General features: G+C 65.1%; 19 protein-coding genes. 9 read left to right on the top strand and 10 right to left on the bottom strand.

What is annotated here, in order from left to right:
- Positions 1-169 precede the first annotated feature (169 nt).
- Both IF10I1_RS13185 and IF10I1_RS23095 read right to left on the bottom strand, forming a co-directional pair.
- Positions 170-469 carry a CcdB family protein gene (locus IF10I1_RS13185; RefSeq protein WP_050475324.1) on the bottom strand — a complete coding sequence of 100 codons (300 nt, stop codon included), beginning with the start codon at positions 467-469 and terminating at the stop codon, positions 170-172.
- Positions 469-744, bottom strand: coding sequence for a type II toxin-antitoxin system CcdA family antitoxin (locus tag IF10I1_RS23095; protein WP_186393006.1), 276 nt, complete (start codon positions 742-744; stop codon positions 469-471). Before IF10I1_RS23095 ends, IF10I1_RS13185 begins: the two co-directional genes overlap by 1 nt.
- Positions 745-945: 201 nt before the next feature.
- On the opposite strand from IF10I1_RS23095, the gene IF10I1_RS13175 reads away from it, so the two are divergent.
- From IF10I1_RS13175 to IF10I1_RS13145, 7 genes are all read left to right on the top strand, one after another.
- Positions 946-1,446 carry an RNA polymerase sigma factor gene (locus IF10I1_RS13175; RefSeq protein WP_208977146.1) on the top strand — a complete coding sequence of 167 codons (501 nt, stop codon included), beginning with the start codon at positions 946-948 and terminating at the stop codon, positions 1,444-1,446.
- 20 nt (positions 1,447-1,466) lie between these two features.
- The gene (locus IF10I1_RS13170; protein WP_186393008.1) at positions 1,467-2,477 is read left to right on the top strand and encodes a FecR domain-containing protein; all 1,011 of its coding nucleotides are present in this window, start codon (positions 1,467-1,469) and stop codon (positions 2,475-2,477) included.
- Between the two features lie 1,247 nt (positions 2,478-3,724).
- Positions 3,725-6,124, top strand: coding sequence for a TonB-dependent siderophore receptor (locus tag IF10I1_RS13165; protein WP_208977642.1), 2,400 nt, complete (start codon positions 3,725-3,727; stop codon positions 6,122-6,124).
- A 44-nt stretch (positions 6,125-6,168) separates the two neighbouring features.
- Complete coding sequence (locus IF10I1_RS13160; protein WP_186393009.1) at positions 6,169-7,074, top strand: ABC transporter substrate-binding protein; 906 nt, start codon at positions 6,169-6,171, stop codon at positions 7,072-7,074.
- Positions 7,074-9,032, top strand: coding sequence for a Fe(3+)-hydroxamate ABC transporter permease FhuB (fhuB, locus tag IF10I1_RS13155; protein WP_186393010.1), 1,959 nt, complete (start codon positions 7,074-7,076; stop codon positions 9,030-9,032). The genes IF10I1_RS13160 and fhuB overlap by 1 nt, the downstream gene beginning before the upstream one ends.
- Positions 9,033-9,104: 72 nt before the next feature.
- Positions 9,105-9,725, top strand: a complete 621-nt coding sequence (locus tag IF10I1_RS13150) for a TetR/AcrR family transcriptional regulator (RefSeq protein ID WP_186393011.1) — start codon at positions 9,105-9,107, stop codon at positions 9,723-9,725.
- Positions 9,726-9,730: 5 nt separating this feature from the next.
- Positions 9,731-9,976 (top strand): hypothetical protein, encoded by a 246-nt coding sequence (locus tag IF10I1_RS13145; protein ID WP_186393012.1) that lies wholly within the window; start codon positions 9,731-9,733, stop codon positions 9,974-9,976.
- Positions 9,977-10,083: 107 nt separating this feature from the next.
- Here the strand turns inward: IF10I1_RS13145 and IF10I1_RS13140 are convergent, their stop codons facing one another.
- From IF10I1_RS13140 to IF10I1_RS13120, 5 genes are all read right to left on the bottom strand, one after another.
- Positions 10,084-10,935, bottom strand: coding sequence for a fumarylacetoacetate hydrolase family protein (locus IF10I1_RS13140; RefSeq protein WP_186393013.1), 852 nt, complete (start codon positions 10,933-10,935; stop codon positions 10,084-10,086).
- A gap of 142 nt (positions 10,936-11,077) precedes the next feature.
- On the bottom strand, positions 11,078-12,058 hold the full coding sequence (locus IF10I1_RS13135) for a VOC family protein (protein ID WP_186424530.1): 981 nt from the start codon (positions 12,056-12,058) through the stop codon (positions 11,078-11,080).
- Positions 12,059-12,116: 58 nt separating this feature from the next.
- The gene (locus tag IF10I1_RS13130) at positions 12,117-13,121 is read right to left on the bottom strand and encodes a TRAP transporter substrate-binding protein (RefSeq protein WP_186393015.1); all 1,005 of its coding nucleotides are present in this window, start codon (positions 13,119-13,121) and stop codon (positions 12,117-12,119) included.
- 105 nt (positions 13,122-13,226) lie between these two features.
- A complete protein-coding gene (locus IF10I1_RS13125; RefSeq protein WP_186393016.1) occupies positions 13,227-14,528 on the bottom strand; it encodes a TRAP transporter large permease in 1,302 nt (433 codons plus the stop codon).
- Positions 14,529-14,591: 63 nt separating this feature from the next.
- Positions 14,592-15,101, bottom strand: a complete 510-nt coding sequence (locus tag IF10I1_RS13120; RefSeq protein WP_050473799.1) for a TRAP transporter small permease — start codon at positions 15,099-15,101, stop codon at positions 14,592-14,594.
- Positions 15,102-15,222: 121 nt separating this feature from the next.
- Between IF10I1_RS13120 and IF10I1_RS13115 the strand changes: the two genes are divergently transcribed.
- Positions 15,223-16,011, top strand: coding sequence for a helix-turn-helix domain-containing protein (locus tag IF10I1_RS13115; protein WP_371341222.1), 789 nt, complete (start codon positions 15,223-15,225; stop codon positions 16,009-16,011).
- Here the strand turns inward: IF10I1_RS13115 and IF10I1_RS13110 are convergent.
- The 3 genes from IF10I1_RS13110 to IF10I1_RS13100 all read right to left on the bottom strand — a co-directional run bounded on the left by IF10I1_RS13110 (position 15,915) and on the right by IF10I1_RS13100 (position 19,279).
- Positions 15,915-17,588 (bottom strand): bifunctional 3-(3-hydroxy-phenyl)propionate/3-hydroxycinnamic acid hydroxylase, encoded by a 1,674-nt coding sequence (locus tag IF10I1_RS13110; RefSeq protein WP_186393017.1) that lies wholly within the window; start codon positions 17,586-17,588, stop codon positions 15,915-15,917. The two genes, IF10I1_RS13115 and IF10I1_RS13110, sit on opposite strands and share 97 nt — an antisense overlap.
- Before the next feature lie 132 nt (positions 17,589-17,720).
- The gene (locus IF10I1_RS13105; protein ID WP_186414939.1) at positions 17,721-18,959 is read right to left on the bottom strand and encodes an NAD(P)/FAD-dependent oxidoreductase; all 1,239 of its coding nucleotides are present in this window, start codon (positions 18,957-18,959) and stop codon (positions 17,721-17,723) included.
- Positions 18,956-19,279, bottom strand: coding sequence for a 2Fe-2S iron-sulfur cluster-binding protein (locus tag IF10I1_RS13100; protein WP_058901135.1), 324 nt, complete (start codon positions 19,277-19,279; stop codon positions 18,956-18,958). Before IF10I1_RS13100 ends, IF10I1_RS13105 begins: the two co-directional genes overlap by 4 nt.
- A 256-nt stretch (positions 19,280-19,535) precedes the next feature.
- Here IF10I1_RS13100 and IF10I1_RS13095 point away from each other — a divergent pair, with 256 nt between their 5' ends.
- Positions 19,536-20,720, top strand: coding sequence for a cytochrome P450 (locus tag IF10I1_RS13095; protein WP_186393018.1), 1,185 nt, complete (start codon positions 19,536-19,538; stop codon positions 20,718-20,720).
- Positions 20,721-20,724 lie beyond the last annotated feature (4 nt).

The following is a 20,724-nucleotide window of genomic DNA, read 5'->3' as shown; positions in this document are numbered from 1 at the left end:
GAGGGCCTGCCGTATTGAGGCGCTGCCACCCCCCTCTGTCTGCTGACGCAGACATCTCCCCCTCAAGGGGGGAGAGGGGCGTTGCGGCAAGTCCTCTGCACGATGCGTGATCAGTTAGCCCACGAAGGCAGAAAAGGCGCCGCTGCCAAGGCTCCAGGATGACTTTCCGTTAGAATCCGGAAAACAGCATATCGAGCGCGTTGCTGATCTCCACATCGTGCGCAGCAAGGTTCATGACGGGCTGGCGCAGCAGTGATCGCGGCACCGATGCCATGAACTGCGTCACCATCACATGCCGCACTCCGGCGATCCCGAAAACCGGATTGAGCCGGCGGGCGGGCAAGGGCGCCCGGTCTTCCGGGAAAAGCGGCACCACCATACGGGTGCTCAAGGCCTCCAGTACGCCTGCCTGAACATCCAGCAGATAACCGCGTCCTGATGGATCCGGATAAACGTCGAACCTTGCCATCAGAATTGCCGGTACTGGTCCAGCGGCAGACCATTTTCTTCCACCCAAGCGTTCGAGCTTTCGAGCGCGGCAGCATTTTCCCGGAGCCAGATTTCCGCGCGCATCCGCGACACCGCCTGCCGCAACCCCTCTTCCGCAGCCTGAGACAGGTTCAGATCCATGGCCCTTGCCTCCTCCAGCAGGGCCGGGTCCAGAGACAGATTCACGGCCCGCTTGCCACGTGCAGGGCCACGCGCAACGCCACGAGACCTGCTTTCCGTCGTATCAACAGCCATCACCCTCATTCCTCATGCTTCCTACGCATCATATATGCGCATAAGGCTCCATCACAATATCAAACCCGTCCGTATGAACCTGACCTCATAAACTTGACTATTAAATACAAGTATTATACCGGTGCGTCAGGTTCTGCCGGACATCTGCAGACACAGTCCATATTTTCCCGCCGCGCCTGCGGCATGGGGTTGTTGAAGCGCATGCCGTCAGATCAGGATCAACTTGCCGCGCTGTACCTGTCCGAGCGGGACCGGCTGCAACGGCAGATCAACCGCAGGGTTGGCTGCCCGGCGGCGGCATGCGATCTGGTGCAGGACATCTTCATGCGCCTGTGGGAGCGCATGCCCCTGCGCTGCTGCGGCGACCCGGCCTATCTCACCCGCTGCGCCCGCAATGCGGCGGTGGATCATCTGCGCGCCGAAAAGACCCGCCGCAGCTTCGTGGAGGGCCTGCTGCCGGACCAGTATGCCGCCGCCCCCGCCACGCCTCAGGACATTTTGCAGGCGCGTCAGGGGCTGGCGGGCGTTGATGCGGCGCTGGCCGCCCTGCCGGAGCGCACACGCCACGTCTTCCTGCTCAACCGCATTCATGGCAGAACCTTTGCCGAGATCGCCGCAGTGATGGAGATTTCCGAGCGCATGGTGGCAAAGCACATGGCCCGCGCCATGGCCGCCTGCCAGAGCTGCCTTTCTGCCGAGTGAGCGGACGCGAAAGAACGCCGATGAGCCCTGCCCCATCCACTCCGCCCGGCGAAGGCCCGGCCCATCGCACGGCACGGGACATCGAGGCCGAGGCCCGCGCCTGGTTTGTCGATCTGCTGCAGACGCCGACTGCCCGCAAACGCGCCGAATTTGAAGCCTGGCGGCAGGCCGACAGCGCCCATGCCGAGGCCTTCCGCACCATCGCGCTGGCCTGGGAAGCGGCCGAAGCGCCGGGGCGGCGGCTGGCGGAGGCCGAAGGCGAGGCGCTGGAGCGCTATCTGCAGGCGATGGATGCCCGCAAGGCGCGGCGCCGTACAACCCAGCGACTGACGGGGCTGACGCTGGCCCTGCTGGCGGTTCTGGGCGGGGCCATCTGGCTGGAGCGGCCGGAGTTGTTCGAGGACATGCGCGCCGATTACGTCAGCCCGCGCGGCAGCCGCACCACCATCACGCTTGCCGATGGCTCTGCCGTGCTGCTGGATGCCGGCAGCGCGCTGGCCGAGGATTTCACCCCCGGCGAAAGGCACGTGCGGCTGCTGCGCGGCACGGCCTTTTTCGATGTGGTGCGGGACGAGACCCGCCCCTTCACGGTGGCAGCGGCCGGCGGCAGCATCACGGTTCTGGGCACCCGTTTCGACGTGCGCCTGCAGGAGGACGGCGGCACCGTCACGCTGGATCATGGCAGCGTTTCCGTCACAGCCGAAGGCGCTGAGGCCGTGCTGAAGCCGGGCGAGCAGGTGGATTTCGGCGGCAAGGGCGTGTCCGCCCCCCGGCCGGTGGACCTTGACGAAACGCTGGCCTGGCGGAACGGGCGTTTCGTCTTCTACCGCGCCAGCCTCGGTTCGGTGCTGCAGGAAATCGGCCGCTACCGCAAGGGCCGCATTCTCGTCACCTCCGATGCGCTGGCCAGCGAAATGGTCAGCGGCAGCTTCCCGCTGGACGATACGGACGCCGCCCTCGCCGCCCTGCAATCCTCCGTCGGCTTTCGCATCACTTTAGTCGCGGGCCGGCTGACAGTGATCTCGCGGTAGATTGGTTTCGTTGAAAACAGAACCGCGAGCACAGCGCTGCCAACCGGCACTGAGTCACCCCGGCCAAGCGTGAGCCGGGGGCTACTCGTTTGCAGAGAAATGCCGTTGGCCCGAGCGCTGCGGCAGATGCCCACCCGCTGCAGAAGCTCCACACCCTCCGCGCCGTCCCGGCCTTGTGCCGGGACCTGTGAGGGACGCAGTGTGGCCCGCCGCCGCTGCAAGTGCTCGAGGAGAGAGGCCGCACCAGCCTTACAGGCCCCGGCGCAGGGCCGGGGCGGCGCGGTGGGTGGAATTGACGAAACGGCAAACCACCGGCGAGAGCAAACCTCTCCGCCGCAAACACATTTCACCGCTCTGGAAACGAGTGGTTCCCGGATCTCCGCTTCGCTCCGTCCGGGACGACTCAGAGTGTGTGGCGGGGCAGCGCCCTCTCATCTGCCGCTGATCCGCCCCAACGCCAGGCACAGTGCTGCCAACCCGCACTGAGTCACCCCGGCCAAGCGCAGCGCGAGCCGGGGGCTACTCGTTTGCAGAGAAATGCCGTTGGCCCGAGCGCTGCGGCAGAGGCCCACCCGCTGCAGAAGCTCCACACCCTCCGCGCCGTCCCGGCCTTGTGCCGGGACCTGTCAGGGACGCAGTGTGGCCCGCCGCCACTGCAAGTGCTCGAGGAGAGAGGCCGCACCAGCCTTACAGGCCCCGGCGCAAGGCCGGGGCGGCGCGGTGGGTGTAACTGACGACACGGCAAACGGCCGGCGAGAGCAAATCTCTCCGCCGCAAACACATTTCACCGCTCTGGAAACGAGTGGTTCCCGGATCTCCGCTTCGCTCCGTCCGGGACGACGCGGAGTGTGTGGCACGGCGTTTCAGCCCCCCTCCCCCTCGTGGGGAGGGGTTAGGGGTGGGGGGAAAGGCCTTTCCGTCTGGCAGAGTATCCATTGATTGCGGGCAGCTGCTCCTCGTGAGGCCTCAACAGGAAAAGTTTATTTTTCAAATCCTTGCAGGCGCAGAGCCCCCCACCCCTTACCCCCTCCCCCTCGTGGGGAGGGGGGCGGAGATGCACCGCCACAAATCCGATGCATCACTGCGGGGCAGCACCCGCTCATCTGCCGCCGGCCCGCACCAACGCCCCCTCAAAAAAAATCAAGAAAACCGCATCCGCCCGGTTCATGAAGCGCAGCTCTCATCCGTGAAGAGGATAGAGACACGGCAGGAAGGGGGCTTCCGCCGTGCGAAAGAGGACAGGTAACATGGCGTTGAACGGGTTGGGCAAATCGGGCGGACTGCGGCGGACGGGACTTCTTCTGGCGGCAACGCTGCTGACGCCGGTGGCCATCATGACGGCTGGAACCGGCGAAGCCAGGGCGCAGGCGGCAAGCCAGCAGTTCAGCTTCAACATCGCTGCCAAGCCGGTGCCGCAGGCCGTCAATGACATTGGCCGCATCACCGGCCTTGCCGTTGTGGTGCGCGAGAACCAGGCCATCACCCGCGCGGGCAACCCGGTGCGCGGCTCCATGACGGCGGCCGAAGCCCTGTCGCGCCTGTTGCAGGGCACCGGCCTTGCCTACCGCTTCAGCAACCCCGGCACGGTGCAGGTCTATGATCCCGCCGCAGCAGACGCGGGCACCAGCGCCACGGCCACCAGCGGCACCACGCTGGACAAGATCCAGCTGCAGGGCGACACCAACGGCGCCACCACCTTCGTTGCCACCAACGTGACCGGCGCCACCAAGATGGACGCCCCGCTCATCGAGGTGCCGCAGTCCGTGTCCGTCGTCGGCCGCAAGCAGATGGAAACCCAGAACGCCCAGAGCGTCACCGAAGTTCTGCGCTATGTGCCGGGCGTCGCCATCGAAACCTACGGCCCGGACCCCAAGGGCTATGACTGGATCATGATGCGCGGCTTCAATGCGCAGGCCACCAGCTCCTACATGGACGGGCTGCGGCAGGTCTCCAGCAGCTACAGCTTCTTCCGCACCGATCCCTACCAGCTCGACTCCGTTGAAGTGCTGCGCGGCCCCTCCTCCGCGCTCTTCGGCCAGAGCGATGCAGGCGGCGTGGTCAACAAGACCAGCAAGAAGCCGACGGAAGAAGTCATCCGCCAGATCGCCTTCGACTATGGCAGCCATGACCGCAAACAGGCGCAGTTCGACCTGAGCGGCCCGCTCAACGAAGACAAGACGGTGCTTTACCGCGTCATCGGCACGGCGCGCGATGCCAACACCCAGTTCAAGTATTCAGACGGCTCGAAGATCGGCGATGACCGGCTGATGATCGCCCCGGCGATCACGTGGAAGCCCAGCACGGACACCAGCCTGACCCTGAGCGGGCAGGTGCTGCGGGACGAGAGCGGCGGCACCATCATGCTGTTCACGCCGACGAACATCCTGCTGGGTGACCCGAACTTCAACCAGAGCGAACAGCAGCAGCAGACCATCGGCTACGAATTCGCGCATCGCTTCAACGACACATGGTCGGTGAAGCAGAACCTGCGCTATGGCCACACGGACTTCCTGCTCGACAACCTGTTCCTCTCGGGCATGAATTCCTCGGGCGTCACCCGCATCGCCCGCCGCTTTGACGAAAGCTTCGATGCCTTCACCGCCGACAATCAGGTGCTGGCGAAGTTCGACACCGGCCCTGCCTCCCATCAGGCGCTGATGGGCATCGACTACAGCTGGTCCGATGCGGATGTGAAGCGTTTCCAGGGGCTTGCACCCACGCTCAACCCCTTCAACCCGGTCTATGGCGTGAATGTGCCGGTGCCCACGGCGGCCTTCATCAACTATTCCGAGCGCTACCACCAGACCGGCCTTTACGCGCAGGACCAGATCAAGTTCGGTAACGGCTTCATCGCCACGCTTGGCGGGCGCTATGACTGGCTGAGCATGGACACGCACAACCGGCTGACCAGCACCACCACGAAGCTGGATGTGGGCCAGTTCTCGGGCCGGGCAGGCCTCAGCTATGTCACCGCCTTCGGTCTGGTGCCCTATGTCAGCTTCTCGCAGTCCTTTGTGCCGAATGGCGGCGTCGATGCGCTCGGCAACACCTTCGATCCTTCGCAGGGCAACCAGTGGGAAGCGGGTATCAAGTACCAGCCGCAGGGCTTTGACGGCCTCTTCACCGCCGCCTATTTCGACATCACCAAGAACAACGTGCTGAACTATCTTTCCAACGGCACGGCGGTCGCCACCGGCGAGATCCAGTCGCGCGGCGTCGAGCTGGAAGCGCGGTTCAACGTCACCCGCAACTGGGATTTCACCGCCTCCTACACCTACACCAAGGCGGAAATCACCAAGGATGCCGCTTCGGGCAACGTCGGCAACCGGCCGATGCTGGTGCCCGAGCATCAGGCCTCCGGCTGGCTGAACTACACCTTCACCTCCGGCGTGCTGGAAGGCGCATCGCTGGGCGCGGGCATCCGCCACGTGGGCGATGTGTTCGGCAACAACGCCAACACCTTCAGCGTGCCGAGCCGCACCCTGTTTGATGCCGGAGCCAGCTACCGCGTCAACGAGCACGCCAAGCTGCAGATCAACGCCACCAACCTGTTCGACAAGAAGTACTACACCACCTGCGACGCCAGCTACTCCTGCTATCAGGGCGACCGGCGCACGGTGATGGGCCGTCTGACCGTCGACTTCTGAGAAAGGCGCCCCTGCCGGATCACCGTCCGGCGGGGGCTCATTGCATGACGGACAGACGCACGCTCCTTGCCGCCGCCCTGAAGGGCACCCTCGCCGCTGCCATGCTGCACCTTGGCGGAGCGCCCTTGCGCGCCGATGGCAGGCGGCGGATTGCGGCCATTGACTGGGCAGCAGCGGAATCCCTCATGGCCCTTGGCCTGCCGCCGCTGGCGGTGGCCGACACCGGCTATTTCAACCAGCGCATGCCGCAGGCCCTGCCGCCGCAAACGCAGGACATCGGCCCCTTCTGGGCGGTCAATCTGGAGCTTCTCGACCGGCTGCGGCCCGATCTGATCTTTCTGGGCGCGCCGAGCCTGTTCATGACGCCGCTTCTCAAGGACATTGCGCCGGTGGAAGTGGTGGCCGAAGGAGACAGCGGCGGGCGCTCCGCCGCCATCCTGCTCCAATGCGCCGCAGCCGCCGGCCTGCCGGACACCGCCGCAACCGCCCTGCTGGCCGGGATTGCCAAAGAAACCGCCGCCCTTGCCGCCCGCCTTGCGCAGAGCCTTGCCGAGGCCCCGCCGGTCTGCATCCTCCTGCCGGACCAGAGCGGCGGGCGCGCCACGATCTACGGCAAGGGCAGCATGCCGGACACGGTGCTGACGCGCCTCGGGCTCAGCAACGGCTGGACCGGGCCGGTCAATGCCAGCGGCTTTACGCAGGCCGGGATGGACCGGCTGATGCCGCTGGAAGATGCCATCCTCATCCAGATCACCATTCCCTCGCTGGAGGCCCAGACGGAGCGGGCGCTCGGCAACAGCCAGATCTGGCAGCAGCTTCCCGCCGTGCAGCGGGGGCGGCTGGCGCGGATCAGCCAGTTCTATCCCTTCGGCGGCTGCCTGTCGGAGCTGCATCTTGCCCGCTCCGTTGCCAAAGCCGTGCTGGACCTGACGCGGGAGAGAAAATCCTGATGCCCACCGCCGGTCTTCCCGCTGATCCGCCGCCCCATGCGGCCCTTCGTGCTTCTCTCCTCACCGGCCTGCTGGCGGTGCCCGCACTGGCGCTGGCCGTTCTGGCCATCACCGGCACGCCCGATCCGCTGATCCTCACCTACAGCCTGCTGCCGCGCATTCTGGCGGCGCTGGTGGCCGGGGCGCTGCTGGGGCTGGGCGGAGCCGTGTTCCAGCGCGTCTTCAACAATCCCCTGGCCGAACCCTCGCTGCTGGGCATCACCGGCGGGGCGGCGCTGTGCATGGCCGCAACGCTGGTGCTGGCGCCCGTCCTGTGGTCGCAGGGCTATCAGATCGTGGCGCTGGCCGGGGCGGGGCTTGCCCTTGCCGCCGTGCTCGCCATCGCCTGGGGGCCGCATCTCAATTCGCAGAAGCTGGTGCTCGCCGGGGTGATGGTCAACCTGCTGTGCAATGCGGCCTATTCGCTGCTGGTGCTGTTCAACCACGATTTTCTCAGCAACCTCCTGACCTGGCAGGCCGGATCGCTGCAACAGAACGGCTGGGCCGCGCCGCTGCGGCTCACGGTTCTGGCGCTCTTTGCCATCATCCCCCTGTGGCTGCTGGAACGGCCGCTGCGGCTGCTGGCTCTGGGCGATGCCGGGGCCACAAGCCTTGGCCTGCCGGTGCGCGTGGTCAAGCTGCTGATGCTGGGCCTCGTTTCCTGCCTCGCCGCCTGCGTGACGGCGGAATTCGGCCAGATCGGCCTCATCGGTCTGGCCGCCCCGGCCCTTGCCCGGGCCATCGGCCAGCGGGCAAACTCCGGCCTTGCCACCGCCGCCCTCACCGGCGCGCTGCTGCTGCTCACCGCCGACCAGTGCATGCGGCTGCTGGCGCCCTTTGCCGGGGATCTGCCGGTGGGTGCGGCGGCGGGGCTCTTTGCTGGCCCCCTGCTCATCCTTCTCGCCCGCCGCGCTTCCGGCAGCGCGCCGCTGAATTTTCAGCTGCAGGCACCGCAGCGCAAGGCCGGGGCGCGCCTCCTGCTGCTTCTGGGCTTTGCCCTGACACTGGCCTTTGCCGCCGCCCTCATCGTGGGCCGCGTGCCCGGCGGCTGGTCCCTTGCGCTGGACGGCGGGGAGCTCGCCCGCATTTGGCAGTGGCGCCTGCCGCCGCTGCTCGGCTCGGCCAGCGCGGGCCTCTGCCTTGCCCTTGCGGGCCTGCTGCTGCAACGCCTGCTGCGCAATCCGCTGGCAAGCCCGGACCTGCTCGGCATCGGCCATGGCGCGGGCCTTGCGCTGGCGCTGGCGCTCGTCATCCTGCCCGCCGCCAGCGCCCCGGCGAAGCTGGCCGTGACGCTGACCGGCGCCGGGCTCGCCATGCTGGCGGTGACGCTGCTTGCCCTGCGCAGCCGCTTTGATCCGGCGCGCATGCTGCTGATTGGAGCGGGCATCGCCAGCACCGCCAATGCCCTGCTTGTGCTGGTAATGGCCGGCGGCGGCCAGCGGGGGGCGGCGCTGCTCGGCTGGTTCTCCGGCATCACCTCCTCCACCAGCCTGCCGGTGGCCGTGGCTGCCGCCCTCACCGGCTGTGCCTGCCTTGCAGGCAGTCTTCTCCTCAGCCGCAGGGTTGATCTTGTGGCCCTGGGAGAGCCTGCCGCCATCAGCCTCGGCGTCTCCGTGCGCCGCACCCGCATTCTGGGCCTGACGCTCGCCGCCCTTGCCACCGCCGCCGGAACGCTCGTCACCGGCCCCGTCAGCTTCATCGGCATCCTCGTGCCGCATCTCGTCACGCGCCTCGGCTTCCGCGGCACGGCCAGCGCCAGCATCGCCTGCGGCCTCAGCGGCGCGCTGCTGATGACGCTGGCCGAATGGGCGAGCCAGACCCTCGCCTGGCCCTGGCCCCTCTCCCCCGGCCTCCTCGCCGCCCTCCTCGGCGGCCCCTGTTTCCTCTGGCTCCTGCGGCGGCAGACGGCGCAGGGGTGAGAGGCTTCAGCCCTCTTGCACAGGCATCGGAAGTTGAATATAAAACGTTTGTCCGTTTTATATGAGTGAGCCATGCCCCGCATCAGCCCGGAAAAACTTGAGGAGCGCCGCCAGCAGATCCGTGCGGCGGCGGCGCGGTGTTTTGCGCGCAAGGGCATTCAGGCCACCACCATGCGCGAGATTTTTGCCGAAGCGGGCCTCAGCGCCGGGGCGGTCTACAATTACTACAAGACCAAGGATGAGCTGATCGCCGACGGCATCACCGCCAGCACGGCGGAAAGCGCGGAGGCGATCACGGCGGCCGCAGAAGTGTTGAGCTTTGATGAGGTCATCGGCCGGTTCCTTGCCGATCTGAAGGCTGCCGCCAGCGATGGCCGCGCCCGGGCGACGCCGATGATCCATGCCGAGGTGGCGGTGCGGCCGGATCTGCTGAAGGTGTTTCAGGAGGGGCGCAGCCGGATCCGCGATGCGCTGCGCGCGCAGCTCGCCCGCACAAGGCCGGACCTCTCGCCGCAAGAAACCGCAAGGCTCGCCGGTTTCGTCCTCGCCTTCTATCAGGGCCTCGTGTCGGAAGCCGCCCTCGGCAGCTTGCCGGATCTGGAGGCTATGCACGGCATCATCCGGCTGGTGCTGAGCCAGTATGGCAAGGCCCCTGACGCACCCCGCTCCCCTCACCTCTCACCGGAAGGATGAAGACCATGAACCCCGTTCACATCACCAAGCACACGGAAGCCGGGCCGGACCGGCACATCCGCATTCCCGGCCGCCTTGCCCTGCTGGCCACGCGCCTGATGCCCGGCCCGGCGGTGCGTGCCCTGACGGAGAAAGGCCTCAACCTGCCCGCGCTCGGCGCCGCCCTGCGCCAGAATGCGGCCTTCGAATGCGTTCTGGAAGTGCACGAGCACAAGGTGCCCACCACCGTGCGCATCAGCACCGGCGGGTGACGGGCACCCGGACGGCCCTCCCCTGGACAGCCGTCCCCCACCATGCCGGCAGCACAGCCCGGCGCTGGTGCCTGCCAGACGGCAAGCACCAGCGAGCCTCCCGCTTCTCAGTCTTCCGCCTGGATCATGTTGGCCAGCGTGCCGATGCCGGTGATCTCGACTTCGATCCGGTCGCCGGGCTTCATGAAGAGCTTCGGCTCCCGGAACAGGCCAACTCCGCTCGGCGTTCCCGTTGCGATCACGTCTCCCGGCAGCAGTTCCGTGACGGTGGACAGATATTCGATCAGCGCCGGTATGCTGAAAGCCAGATCGGAGATCGGCGTCGACTGGACAACCTCGCCATTGAGGCGCGTCGTCATGTGCTGCGCTTCAGGGTCGGCAAGCTCGTCAGCGGTCACAAGCCACGGCCCCATGGAGCCGCTGCGGTCGAAATTCTTCCCGGCCCAGAACTGGGTCGTATGACGCTGGAAGTCGCGGATCGACCCGTCGTTGAAGCAGGTGTATCCGGCGATGTGACCGGCCGCATCTGCGGCGCTGATCGCCCGCCCCGCTTTGCCGATCACCACGGCAAGCTCGCCCTCGAAGTCGAACCAGTCGGAAACCCTGGGGCGGATCAGCGGCACTCCGTGCCCGACGAGCGAGGACGGATAGCGCGTGAAGATCGAAGGCTTGGCCGGACGCTCGCGGCCCGTTTCCTGAATATGTGTCATGTAATTCAGGCCGATGCAGAGGATCTTGTCCGGCCGCGGAACCGGCGGCAGCAAGGTCACGCTGGCCGGATCAAGCGGTGAAGACGCCGCGGCCGCTGTTTCAAGGGACTGAAGCGCACCAGCCTCCAGAACAGACCGCAGATCGGGATAGCGTGCCCGGAAGGGGGCGCCGGCGTCAAAGATCCGGCCGTCCTTGATCAAGCCGTATGATGGCTGCCCGCCAGCGGTCTCATAGGAACAAACTCGCATGTGTCATTCTCTCCAGTCGGTAGGGTATGGGTGACGAAACGGCTCATGCCCGGTCTTGCGATGCGGGCGCATTCAGCCCCGTACCGGCTCAGCCGCCGCCGGGGTTTGGCCAGTATTTGAGGAGGCCGTCCGGGCGCTGGCATCATTCCTGGCGGATGATGCTGTCCAGCCAGGCACAGTTGCTGCCGGGATTGGGCGCGCGCAGACCCTTTTCCGCCGCGGCGAAGCGCATCTCGCGCAGGCGTGTACGGTCTGCGGATCCTTCGGGCATGTACAGGCGCTCATGGCCCCAGAAACTCGGCCCGTCGAAGGTCTCGTGCGGTGTCCAGCTTTCCGGTTCGATGACCGTCGCGCCCCAGCCGTATTCCACGAAGAAGCCGGAGGGCGAGTGAGCGTAAAAGCTCAGCATGTGATCGTTGGAATGGCGCCCGAGCGTATAGGCAAGGCGGTCCTGCTCCGCCTGCGCCAGATCATAGCCCTGCCCCACATCATCGAGCGAAAGCAGTTCGACCATGAAATGATGCAGGCCCTGACGTCCGGAGCCCACCATGGCAAAGCTGTGATGGCGCCCGTTCACATGGAAGAAATAGAGCTTGTAGGGCGTAACGCCGTAGTCGGTGACGCTGAACCCCAGCAGGTCGCGATAAAAGGGCAGCAGAATATCGGTATTCTGCGCATGCAGCACCGCATGCCCCATGCCGAGGGCGCCGGTCTTGAACCCGGAAATGGGCCGGCCGGGCCGGAAAGGATCGGTGGCAATCTCCGGGCCGCAGAAGACTTCGATCCTGTTGCCTTCCGGATCGTGAAACGAGATCAGCGCGCGCACGTAGCGCTGAGCGGCAAGGGCGGCAGGTTCGCGCTTGACCGCAACGCCTGCATTGTCGAGACGGCCGGCGAGCGTATCCAGGTCTTCAAGCGTAGCTGTTTCCCAGCCAAGGAAATCCAGCCCCTCCGGCGCTTCGCCCGAAACGATGAGCCGCTGCTTGCGGTCGTCCATGCGATAGGCCCGGACCGAGGCTGCTGCGTCGATCTTCTGCATGCCCAGAAGCTGTGTCGAAAAGTGATCCCAGGCTTCGGTCTGGCGCGAGCCGATACCGATATAGCCCAACCCTATGAGCGTCATGCCGATTGCCTTCCGGGGTGGGGCCGTCCGGCGGAGCGCCGGCCGGCCCGGTTGCGGTTCAGTTGGTGCCTGCGGCCTTCAGGGCGGCGGTGAAGGCGTCATAGATCTTCTGTCCGTCCGGGGTCCTGGCGAGCCAGTCGGTGGTTGCGACCTCGACCATCTGCTGCCAGGCGGCTGCCTGCGCCTCGTCCGGCGTAAAGATCTCGGGCTTGTTCTTTGCGGCGATGCGGTCCCTCGCCTCGGTCATGTAGGCATCAAAGGACGTGCCGAACCTTTCCGAAAAAGCCTCGCCTGCAAACTGGTCAATCGCAGCTTTGGCCTGCGGCGGCAGGCTCTCGTATTTCTGCTTGTTCATGATGACCAGCATCGGCGTGGCACCCAGCGGCACCTCGTTGTAGAAGGGCAGCACCTCGCCAAGCCGGAAGCTTTCGACCACGCCCCATTGCAGGAACGTGCCCTGGATCAGGTCGCGGCTCAGCGACTCGGCAAGCGCGGGCGCCGTAATCCCGCCCACGGGCACAGCGCCAAGAGCACTGATGGCCGACAGCATGGTCGGTCCGGGCGCCCGCATCTTCAGGCCCTTCATGTCGCCCGGCTCCCGGACCGGCCGCGTCGCGCCGATGAAGTTTGCCGGCGAAGAGCAGATGCAGAGCATTTTGAACTTGTCGTAATCGCCCTTGAACAGCCCCTCCTCATACATCTTCCACATGGCGGCCGAACCGGCCCTGGAGCTTCTGACGAGGAAGGGCAACTCGCCGACGGTGCCCTCGGCGAAACGGCCGGGGGTGTAGCCGGGGATGACCCAGGCAATATCGGCAACGCCCTGCTCGACCATCTGGATCTGCTGAGCCGGATCACGGCCCATCGTCCCGCCGGGGAACATCTGAATGGTTATTTCACCACCGGACGCCTCGCTGACGTCCTTTGCCCAGGGCGTCAGCACTTCCGCGGTGATGAAGGCGTTGGGCGGCTCGAAGCTCGAAAACCGGAGCGTCTCCGCCTGCGCCGGGGCAAGGTTCAGTATTGCCGCGCATCCGGCGGCGAGAATGACATTGAGTTTCATGATTCCTCCCTCTGTGTTTGTTCGTCTTGAGTTTCGATTTTAGGAGCGCCTGCACCCCCAGGCCCGCAGCCTGTTGCAACTGTCCGCGCTGCGGACAGCCACCCCCTATTGCAGGACGGACGGAAGCCAGAGGCTGAGCTGGGGAAAGGCGATGAGAATGACGAGCATGAAGATGCCGGCGCAGATGAAGGGCACGACACCCCGTATGATCACGCCCATCGGGATCTCCCGGTACATCGTGTTCAGGAGCATCACGTTGATGCCGATCGGCGGCGTCAGCATGCCGAGGCCGATCAGGATGATGTTGATCACGCCCCACCAGATCAGGTCGTATCCGAGATGCTGCATCAGCGGGATCACGAACGGCAGGGTGATCACCAGCGCGGCGACCTCGTCGAAGAATGCCCCCAGGAAGATGTAGACGCCGACCAGGCCGAAGATGATCACGACCGGGGGCACGGGCAGCACGGCGATGGCGTTGATGATGAAAGCGGCGGCGCCCGTGATCGAGATGAAATAGGAGAAGATGTTCGCGCCGAACACCATGATGTAAATCATCGCCGAAGCAGAGCTGGCATCGGCCAAAATGCGCACAAAGGTCTGCCGCGTGAGTTTGCCGCGCATCACGAGGAAGAGGAAGGCGATGAAGACGCCGACCGAAGCGGCCTCGTTCACTGTGAAGATGCCCGAATAGATGCCGCCCAGCACGGCGGTTGCGAGCACGATGACGCTCCAGGCCTTCCTTGCCGCGCGCAGTCTTGCAGACAGCGGCAGCATCTCGCCGGGAGGTGCGGCGTCCGGATCGCGCCTCACGGAGATCTGGATCGCGATGAGATAGGAGAGGACCGCAAGACCCGCAGGAATGATGCAGGCAGCAAAGAGCTGCAGGATCGATTGCTCGCTGAGAACGGAATAGAGGATCGCGATGCCTGAAGGCGGCACGATGATCCCGAGGGTGCCCCCCGCAGCGACCGCACCGGCCGCAAGACCCGGCTTGTATCCACGCGCAAGCATTTCAGGCATCGCGACGCGCCCAAAGGTTGCCGTGGTGGCAACTGCCGAGCCGCAGACCGAGCCGAAACCTGCGCTGGCCAAGATGGTCGTCGTCGCCAGCCCGCCCCGCCGGTGACCGATCAGGGCTTCCGCCACATCGTAGATGTCGGTTGCAAGCCCGCCTGCCACCGCCAGGCTGCCCATCAGCATGAACAGGGGAATGACCGAGAGATCCAGATTGGACATTGCCGATGCCGGTTCGCTGGCAATGAGGGAGACGGCCGCGCCCCAGCCGGCAATCTGAGCAAATCCGGTGACACCGCAAAGGGCCATGGAGACGCCGATCGGCACCCTGAGAGCTATCAGGGCAAGCATGATGCAGAACCCGGCCAGGGCAAGAATTAGCGGATCCATATGGATGCTCCGTCACAAGTCGCGTTGGTTTTCTTTTGAAAGTCCGGCATGTCCGTTCCACGCTCACTGGCTGGCGGACCGTGGCCGGGCCTTGAAGACGGAAAGCAGGTCGTCAACGGTGACGACGGCCTGAACGAGCGCTGCAAAGCTCAGCATGCCCGTCGCGGCGAGCCACCAGGGCCAGAGCGGCCAGTACAGCACCCACGTGGTATTGCCCGCCTCCTTCAGACCCCAGGTGTAGGGAATGAACTGCCAGGCGATCAGGCCGATGAAGACGAGCGTGAGAACGCTGGCAAAGGCCTCGAGGATCCGTTCGACGAAAGGGCCGGCCGCCGCCCCGAGCATTTCCACGCGGATATTCTGCTTGAATGCCAGATTGGCCGGGACACAGGAGGAGATGACGACGGCCATGACGACGGCGCTGACGTCGTTGACCCCCTGCAGCGGCATCGCCAGGACCCAGCGCATCAGGATGTCCAGGGACGTCATGCTGGCCAGAATGAAGAGGCCGAAGAAACCCACCAGCGCCAGCATCCGCGATAGGGTCTCCGAAAAATTGCGCAATCGGATCATCTGCTCCTCCGTGGCGGCGCCTCCTCGCGCTTCGCCACCCGCAGCATTGACATGGGTCAAATCAGGTGCAATTTCTCTGCCGGGAGTGTCCACTGCGTGGACGGACGAGGAGGGGCAGGCCATTTCAACCTTTAGCAGCGTCCGCTCGCTGGAGCGGGGCCTGGCTGTTCTCCAGGCCGTCAATCATCGCAATGGCATGAAGGCGGCAGACGTCGCCAAGGCGGCCGGCATCCCGCGGCCGACAGCTTACCGGCTGCTCGAAACCCTGGAATCGCTTGGCTTCGTCGTCCGGGGCTCTTCTGACGACACATGGCGCCCGACCCTGACAACCCGCACGCTGAGCTCCGGTTTCCGTGATGACTACTGGGTGTCGCAGATTGCCGTTCCGCAGATGATGAAGACGGCGCGGCGCGTGCTTTGGCCGCTCGATCTCGTCGTGTTCCGCGATTTCAAGATGGAGATCCGGGAGTCCACCCATTTCCTGAGCCCGTTCTCGGTGGATCACGGCATGGTGGGGCGGTGTCTTCCCGTGCTGGACACGTCCGGAGGACGCGCCCATATCGCCTTTTGCCCGGACGAAGAGCGCCTTCACATCCTGTCCGGGCTCGAAGCCGAGACCGGCATTTCCAAGCCCTACTACCTGCAGGACGGACCGCTCGACCATATCATCGAGCAGTCCCGCCGTCTGGGGCTCGGCTACCGGACCAAGGGCTTCAACGACAAGACGATGAGCATTTCCGCGCCGGTCCTGAAGGACGGGCGGCCGATTGCCTGTCTCACGCTGATCTGGATCGCCTCCGCCATGAGTTTCGATCAGGCGGTGGAGACCTGCCGCGAGGAACTGCTGAGCTGCGCGCAGGCCATTGTGGGGGAACTGTCCTCGTCCGCAGCGGCCGTGAGCGAGAGATAGCGGTCCAGTCCCGCCTGCAGCTCCGCGGGCGGGAAGACGGCGGCACAATAACGGTCGGGCCGTATCAGCATGACCTGATCGCGATGGGTGAGGAGCGGCCGGGCAATGGCGGCGGCCTCCGGCCCGGCCTGCCACGCCCCGGTCTGCCACGCCCCGGCCGAAGCGTTCAGGAAACCCGAAGAAAGGATGACCTTTGACAGGGGCAGGCCGAGCAGTTCCGTCCGGTCCAGCTGCTGCAAGGCTCCGGCGCCCGCATCGCTTTGGGCCAGAAGTGCAAAACCGGTGCCCAGGAGCCTGTCGAGCCTGACGGACCGCCCGTCACGGTGAACGGTGGGCTGCGGGATCATTTCCCCCACCAGAGAGGCTTCGAGCATCTGCGCGCCAAGGTCGAGATAAAGCCCGGCCTCATGCCGCGGCTTCGGCTTGAACCGCATCGTCATGAGGTAATCCTTGACCGCCGGAAACGGCCCGAGCGCCTTCAGGAGGTGATCCCGGAAGCGGATATCCTCTTCCCCCAGCGGCATGACGAAATTGCCCATGGAAACCGCGAGCAGGATCATGTCCCACGCCGGTTTGCGGCGTTCTGAATCGTAAGTGTCGAGGATCGACGGGCTGGCGCCGCCAAGAAGGCTGGCAGCCAGCTTCCACGCAACGTTGTGAGCATCGCGCAGGCCCGCATTCATGCCCTGCCCCGCAAAGGGCGGGGTCAGGTGGGCGGCGTCTCCCATCAGCAGGATCCGCTTGTCGCGGAACCTGTCCGCAATGCGCGCGTGGAATGTATAGACGGTCTTGCGCAGGACATGCGCCTCGTCATAGCTGCGGAAGGGCTTCAGCAGGTCAGTCAGGAAGCCGGTTTCCAGGACCTCCTCGCGCGTTTCGCCCGGAAGAAGCATGAACTCGTAGCGGCGCCCTCCGTTAGGTGCGGGCACGCTGACCGCCGGGCGCACGTTGCTGCAGAAGAATTTGGACAAGAGGGAGTGGTCGGGATCGTCCGTCATGTCGAGAACGATCCAGTCCTGCTTGTAGGTGTTGCCGGACATGGCGATGCCCAGCCTTTCCCGCATCGGGCTGCGGCCGCCGTCACAGGCTGCAACCCAGCTGGCGGAAATCGTATGCAGGCTGCCGCCGGGTGCCTTGACCGTAACGGCCGCCTCCCCGTCCCCGCAGGCGATGTCCACCACTTCCGAAGAATAGAACAGGGTGCCTGGCCGCTGCTGCTCCAGCCTTTCGCGCAGCGCCGCCTCCAGCTCGGGCTGGTAGATATATTGCCGCTTGGCGAAGCCGTATGTCAGCGGACCCGGCCCCGTTTCCGCAAAACACTCCCCCTTGTCGGTGAAGTAGCGCGAGCCGGCAGCTGCGACAGTCGACTGGAGGTAGCTGTCATCAAGGCCGAAAACCTGCATCGTTCTCGCGCCCTCGTCATCGAGAACAATGGCGCGCGGCAGGTCGAGGGGGCCGGGCTCCCTGTCCACGATGATGAAATCGACACCATATGCCGCAAGAAGATTGGCGAGCGTCAAACCGGTCGGGCCAGCGCCGATGATGACCACCGGGACCATGTGAGGATATTGTGTCATTTCAAACCTCGGCAACTGTCAAAGCGATTGGATAAACCCTTGGTATGCGCGGCCTCACCCTGGGGCCAGCCGAAGAGCAGCTGCGTTCGCAGTATGGACAAATGCGCGCTCAGGACGTTGCGGGCCATCCGCTCAGCCCTCCTTCGCGAGGGTCTGGGCAAGCCCCTTCAGGTCAAAGTCCCGCTCTTCGAGGTCCTTGCGCGACAGGGAGACCGGCGCCTGCAGGATCTTCCGTGCGGCCATGTGCTCCGCAGGCCCGTTCACGGTCTCAAGCGCCACGAACCTGCCGGACCTGAAGCGGAAAACAGAGAGCGGCCGGCCATCCCGTTCGATCAGAACCTCATCGTCACCGGGCAGCGAAAGACCTGCAATTTGCAGTTTCCATCCGCCCTGATCGCTCCAGAACCAGGGCAAGGCGCCATAGACCGACGCCTCCTGCTTCGCGATGTTTTTCGCGACCAGCCGCGCATGATCCACCGCCGCCTGAACGGACTCCAGCCGGACACGCCGCCCGGTGAAGGGATCTGGAAACGAAGCGCAGTCCCCAAGGGCAAAAATCTGCGGATCGGAGGTCTGCAGCGTCCTGCCGGCGCTGACACCGTTTTCAATCACCAGTCCAGCCGATGCGGCCAGTGAAACATTGGGGCGAACCCCGGTCGCCATCAGCACCAGGTCGCATTCGATCTGATCGCTGCCGAGCGCAACGCAGTAACCGCCTTGCGCTCCGGCCGTGATCTCCGTGACGCTCTCCGACAACCTCAGCGTCAGACCGGAAGCCTGATGGAAGCGTGCAAATGCGCTGGACAGGCTGGCAGATACCGCGCGCGCCATCAGCCGCGGCAGCGCTTCAACCAGGGTGACCGCGTGCCCGGCCTGCAGCGCCACCGACGCAAATTCGAGACCGATGAAACCGCCGCCGATCACCACGATGCGTCTGGCTGTCTTCAGCGCCTCGCGCAGTCTGTCCGCGTCCTTCAGCGAACGCAATTCGCAGATGCCGGGCAGTCCGGCGCCCGGAACCGGCGGCCGGAAGCAGGCGCTGCCTGTCGCCAGAACAAGGCTGTCATATGGATGACGCGCGCCATCTGCCGTGTGCAGGGTCTGGTTTTGCCGGTCGATCTCCAGCGCCGCATTCGGCATGCCGAGTTCAATGCCAAGCCGCTCGTAGAAGGCGCGGGGGCGCAATTCCAGCCGGGCCGCATCCCCCTCCTTGAGATAGGCCTTGGAAAGGGGCGGCCGCTGATAGGGCAGGCCGGGCTCGTCTCCGATCATCAGGATCGATCCTGCGAACCCCTCCTGTCTCAGACAGGCTGCGGTCTGGAACCCTCCCTGCCCCGCTCCAACAATGACCACCCGCCGGCCGGCGCTCATAGCTGGGCCTCGGGCAGGTGAATGACGAGACCCTCCAGTTCCGGCCCCACGGTAATCTGGCAGGAGAGCCTGCTTGTTGCCCTGACCGCGCTTGCGGCAGAGGCAAGCATACCGGCCTCCGGCTCCGATGGCGGCGTGACCCTGTCCTGCCAGGCCGGATCGACGTAGCAGTGACAGGTTGCGCACATCATCGAACCGCCGCACTCGGCCAGGATTCCCTCCACATCGTTGAGGATCGCCGCATGCATGACGCTGTCCCCGTCGCGGGCGTCGATGACGGTTTCAATGCCAGTTGCGGATATGAAATGGATCTTTGTCATTGGGTCCATCTTTGGCTGTTCGGCTTGAAGGAGGTTGCCGGCCTGCGGGCGGCGCAGGGCGCTGTCCGGCCCTGATCAAGCCCTGATATAATTCTTCAGGACTGCGCCCATCCTCATTCAGCGATGCGTCCACCCAGTGGACAATTGCGCCGCACGGGGTGTCCACTCCTTGGACACAGCCGGAATGGCCGTTGTTCCTGACCGGGTTTAGGCCCTAGCTGAAGAGGGCACCTTGAGCGAAACCGGGAGAAAACGCGTGAGAGCTGAAGACGTTAGACCCGAGTATGACGTGGACCTCTATGACGGGGACGTCTTGCGCGATCCCTATCCGCATTACGCGCGCATCCGCGATCTGGGCGCGGCGGTCTGGTTGCCCCGCAATGATCTCTGGGCGGTCGGGCGGCACGCCGATGTCCGCAAATGCCTGGCTGACCATGAGGTGTTTCAGTCCGGCAAGGGCGTTGCCGCCAACCGCCGGGCAAATGAGATGGCGCCCGGCAACCTGCTTGCCTCCGATCCGCCCTTGCATGACAAGCTGCGCAAGATCGTCGGCGCGCCCCTGACGGTGCAGGCCTTGCAGGAGGTGAAGGACAGGATAGCGTCCTCTGCCGAGGACCTGATCGACAGGCTGATCGCACGGGACACGTTCGACGGCATGCTCGATCTTGCGCAATATCTCCCGCTGTCGATCGTCACCGAGCTGGTGGGGATGCCCGACTTCGGCCGAGAGAACCAGTTGAAATGGGCCGCCGCGGTGTTCGACATGCTGGGGGGCGATAACGAGCGCGCGCAAAAGGCGCTTCCGGTTGTCCACGAAATGCGCGCATATACGAACGCAGGCGCCACGCAGGACAAGGTCCGGCCGGGCAGCTGGGTCGCAAAGCTGTATGATGCCGCCCGGGACGGGCTGATCGAAAGCAGCCGCGTGCAGGTGCTGATGCGCGACTATCTCGGCCCGAGTCTGGATACGACGATCTTCGCAACCGGTCATCTGATGTATCAGCTGGGCAAGAACCCGGAGCAATGGGCTCTTCTGCGGGAAACGCCGTCCCTGATTTCAAACGCCATCAACGAGGCCGTCCGGCTGGAATCGCCAATCCGGGGCTTCACCCGCATCGTGTCACGGGATACCGAACTGGACGGCATCCCTTTGCAGAAGGACGCGCGCGTTCTCATTCTCTATGCATCGGCCAACCGCGACGAAAGGCGCTGGACCAATCCGCAGGTCTTCGATGTGAAACGGCCCCTGCCGGATCATGTCGGCTTTGGACACGGCATTCACGCCTGCGCCGGAATGCAATTGGCACGCCTCGAAATGAAATCGATCCTGGCGGCGATGCTGAAGAAAGTTGCACGTATCGAGACCGGCGAGCCCACGCTCGCCATGAACAACGTTCTACGGGGCTTCTCGCGGCTGCCGATGCGGTTTGTGCCTGTCTGAAACG

The sequence above is a fragment of the Pannonibacter sp. I15F10I1 genome, from assembly GCF_900185665.1.
GTDB classification, from domain to species: Bacteria; Pseudomonadota; Alphaproteobacteria; order Rhizobiales; family Stappiaceae; genus Pannonibacter; species Pannonibacter indicus.
Note: the sequence above shows the minus strand (reverse complement) of the source record. Positions and strands in the feature narration are given on the sequence as shown.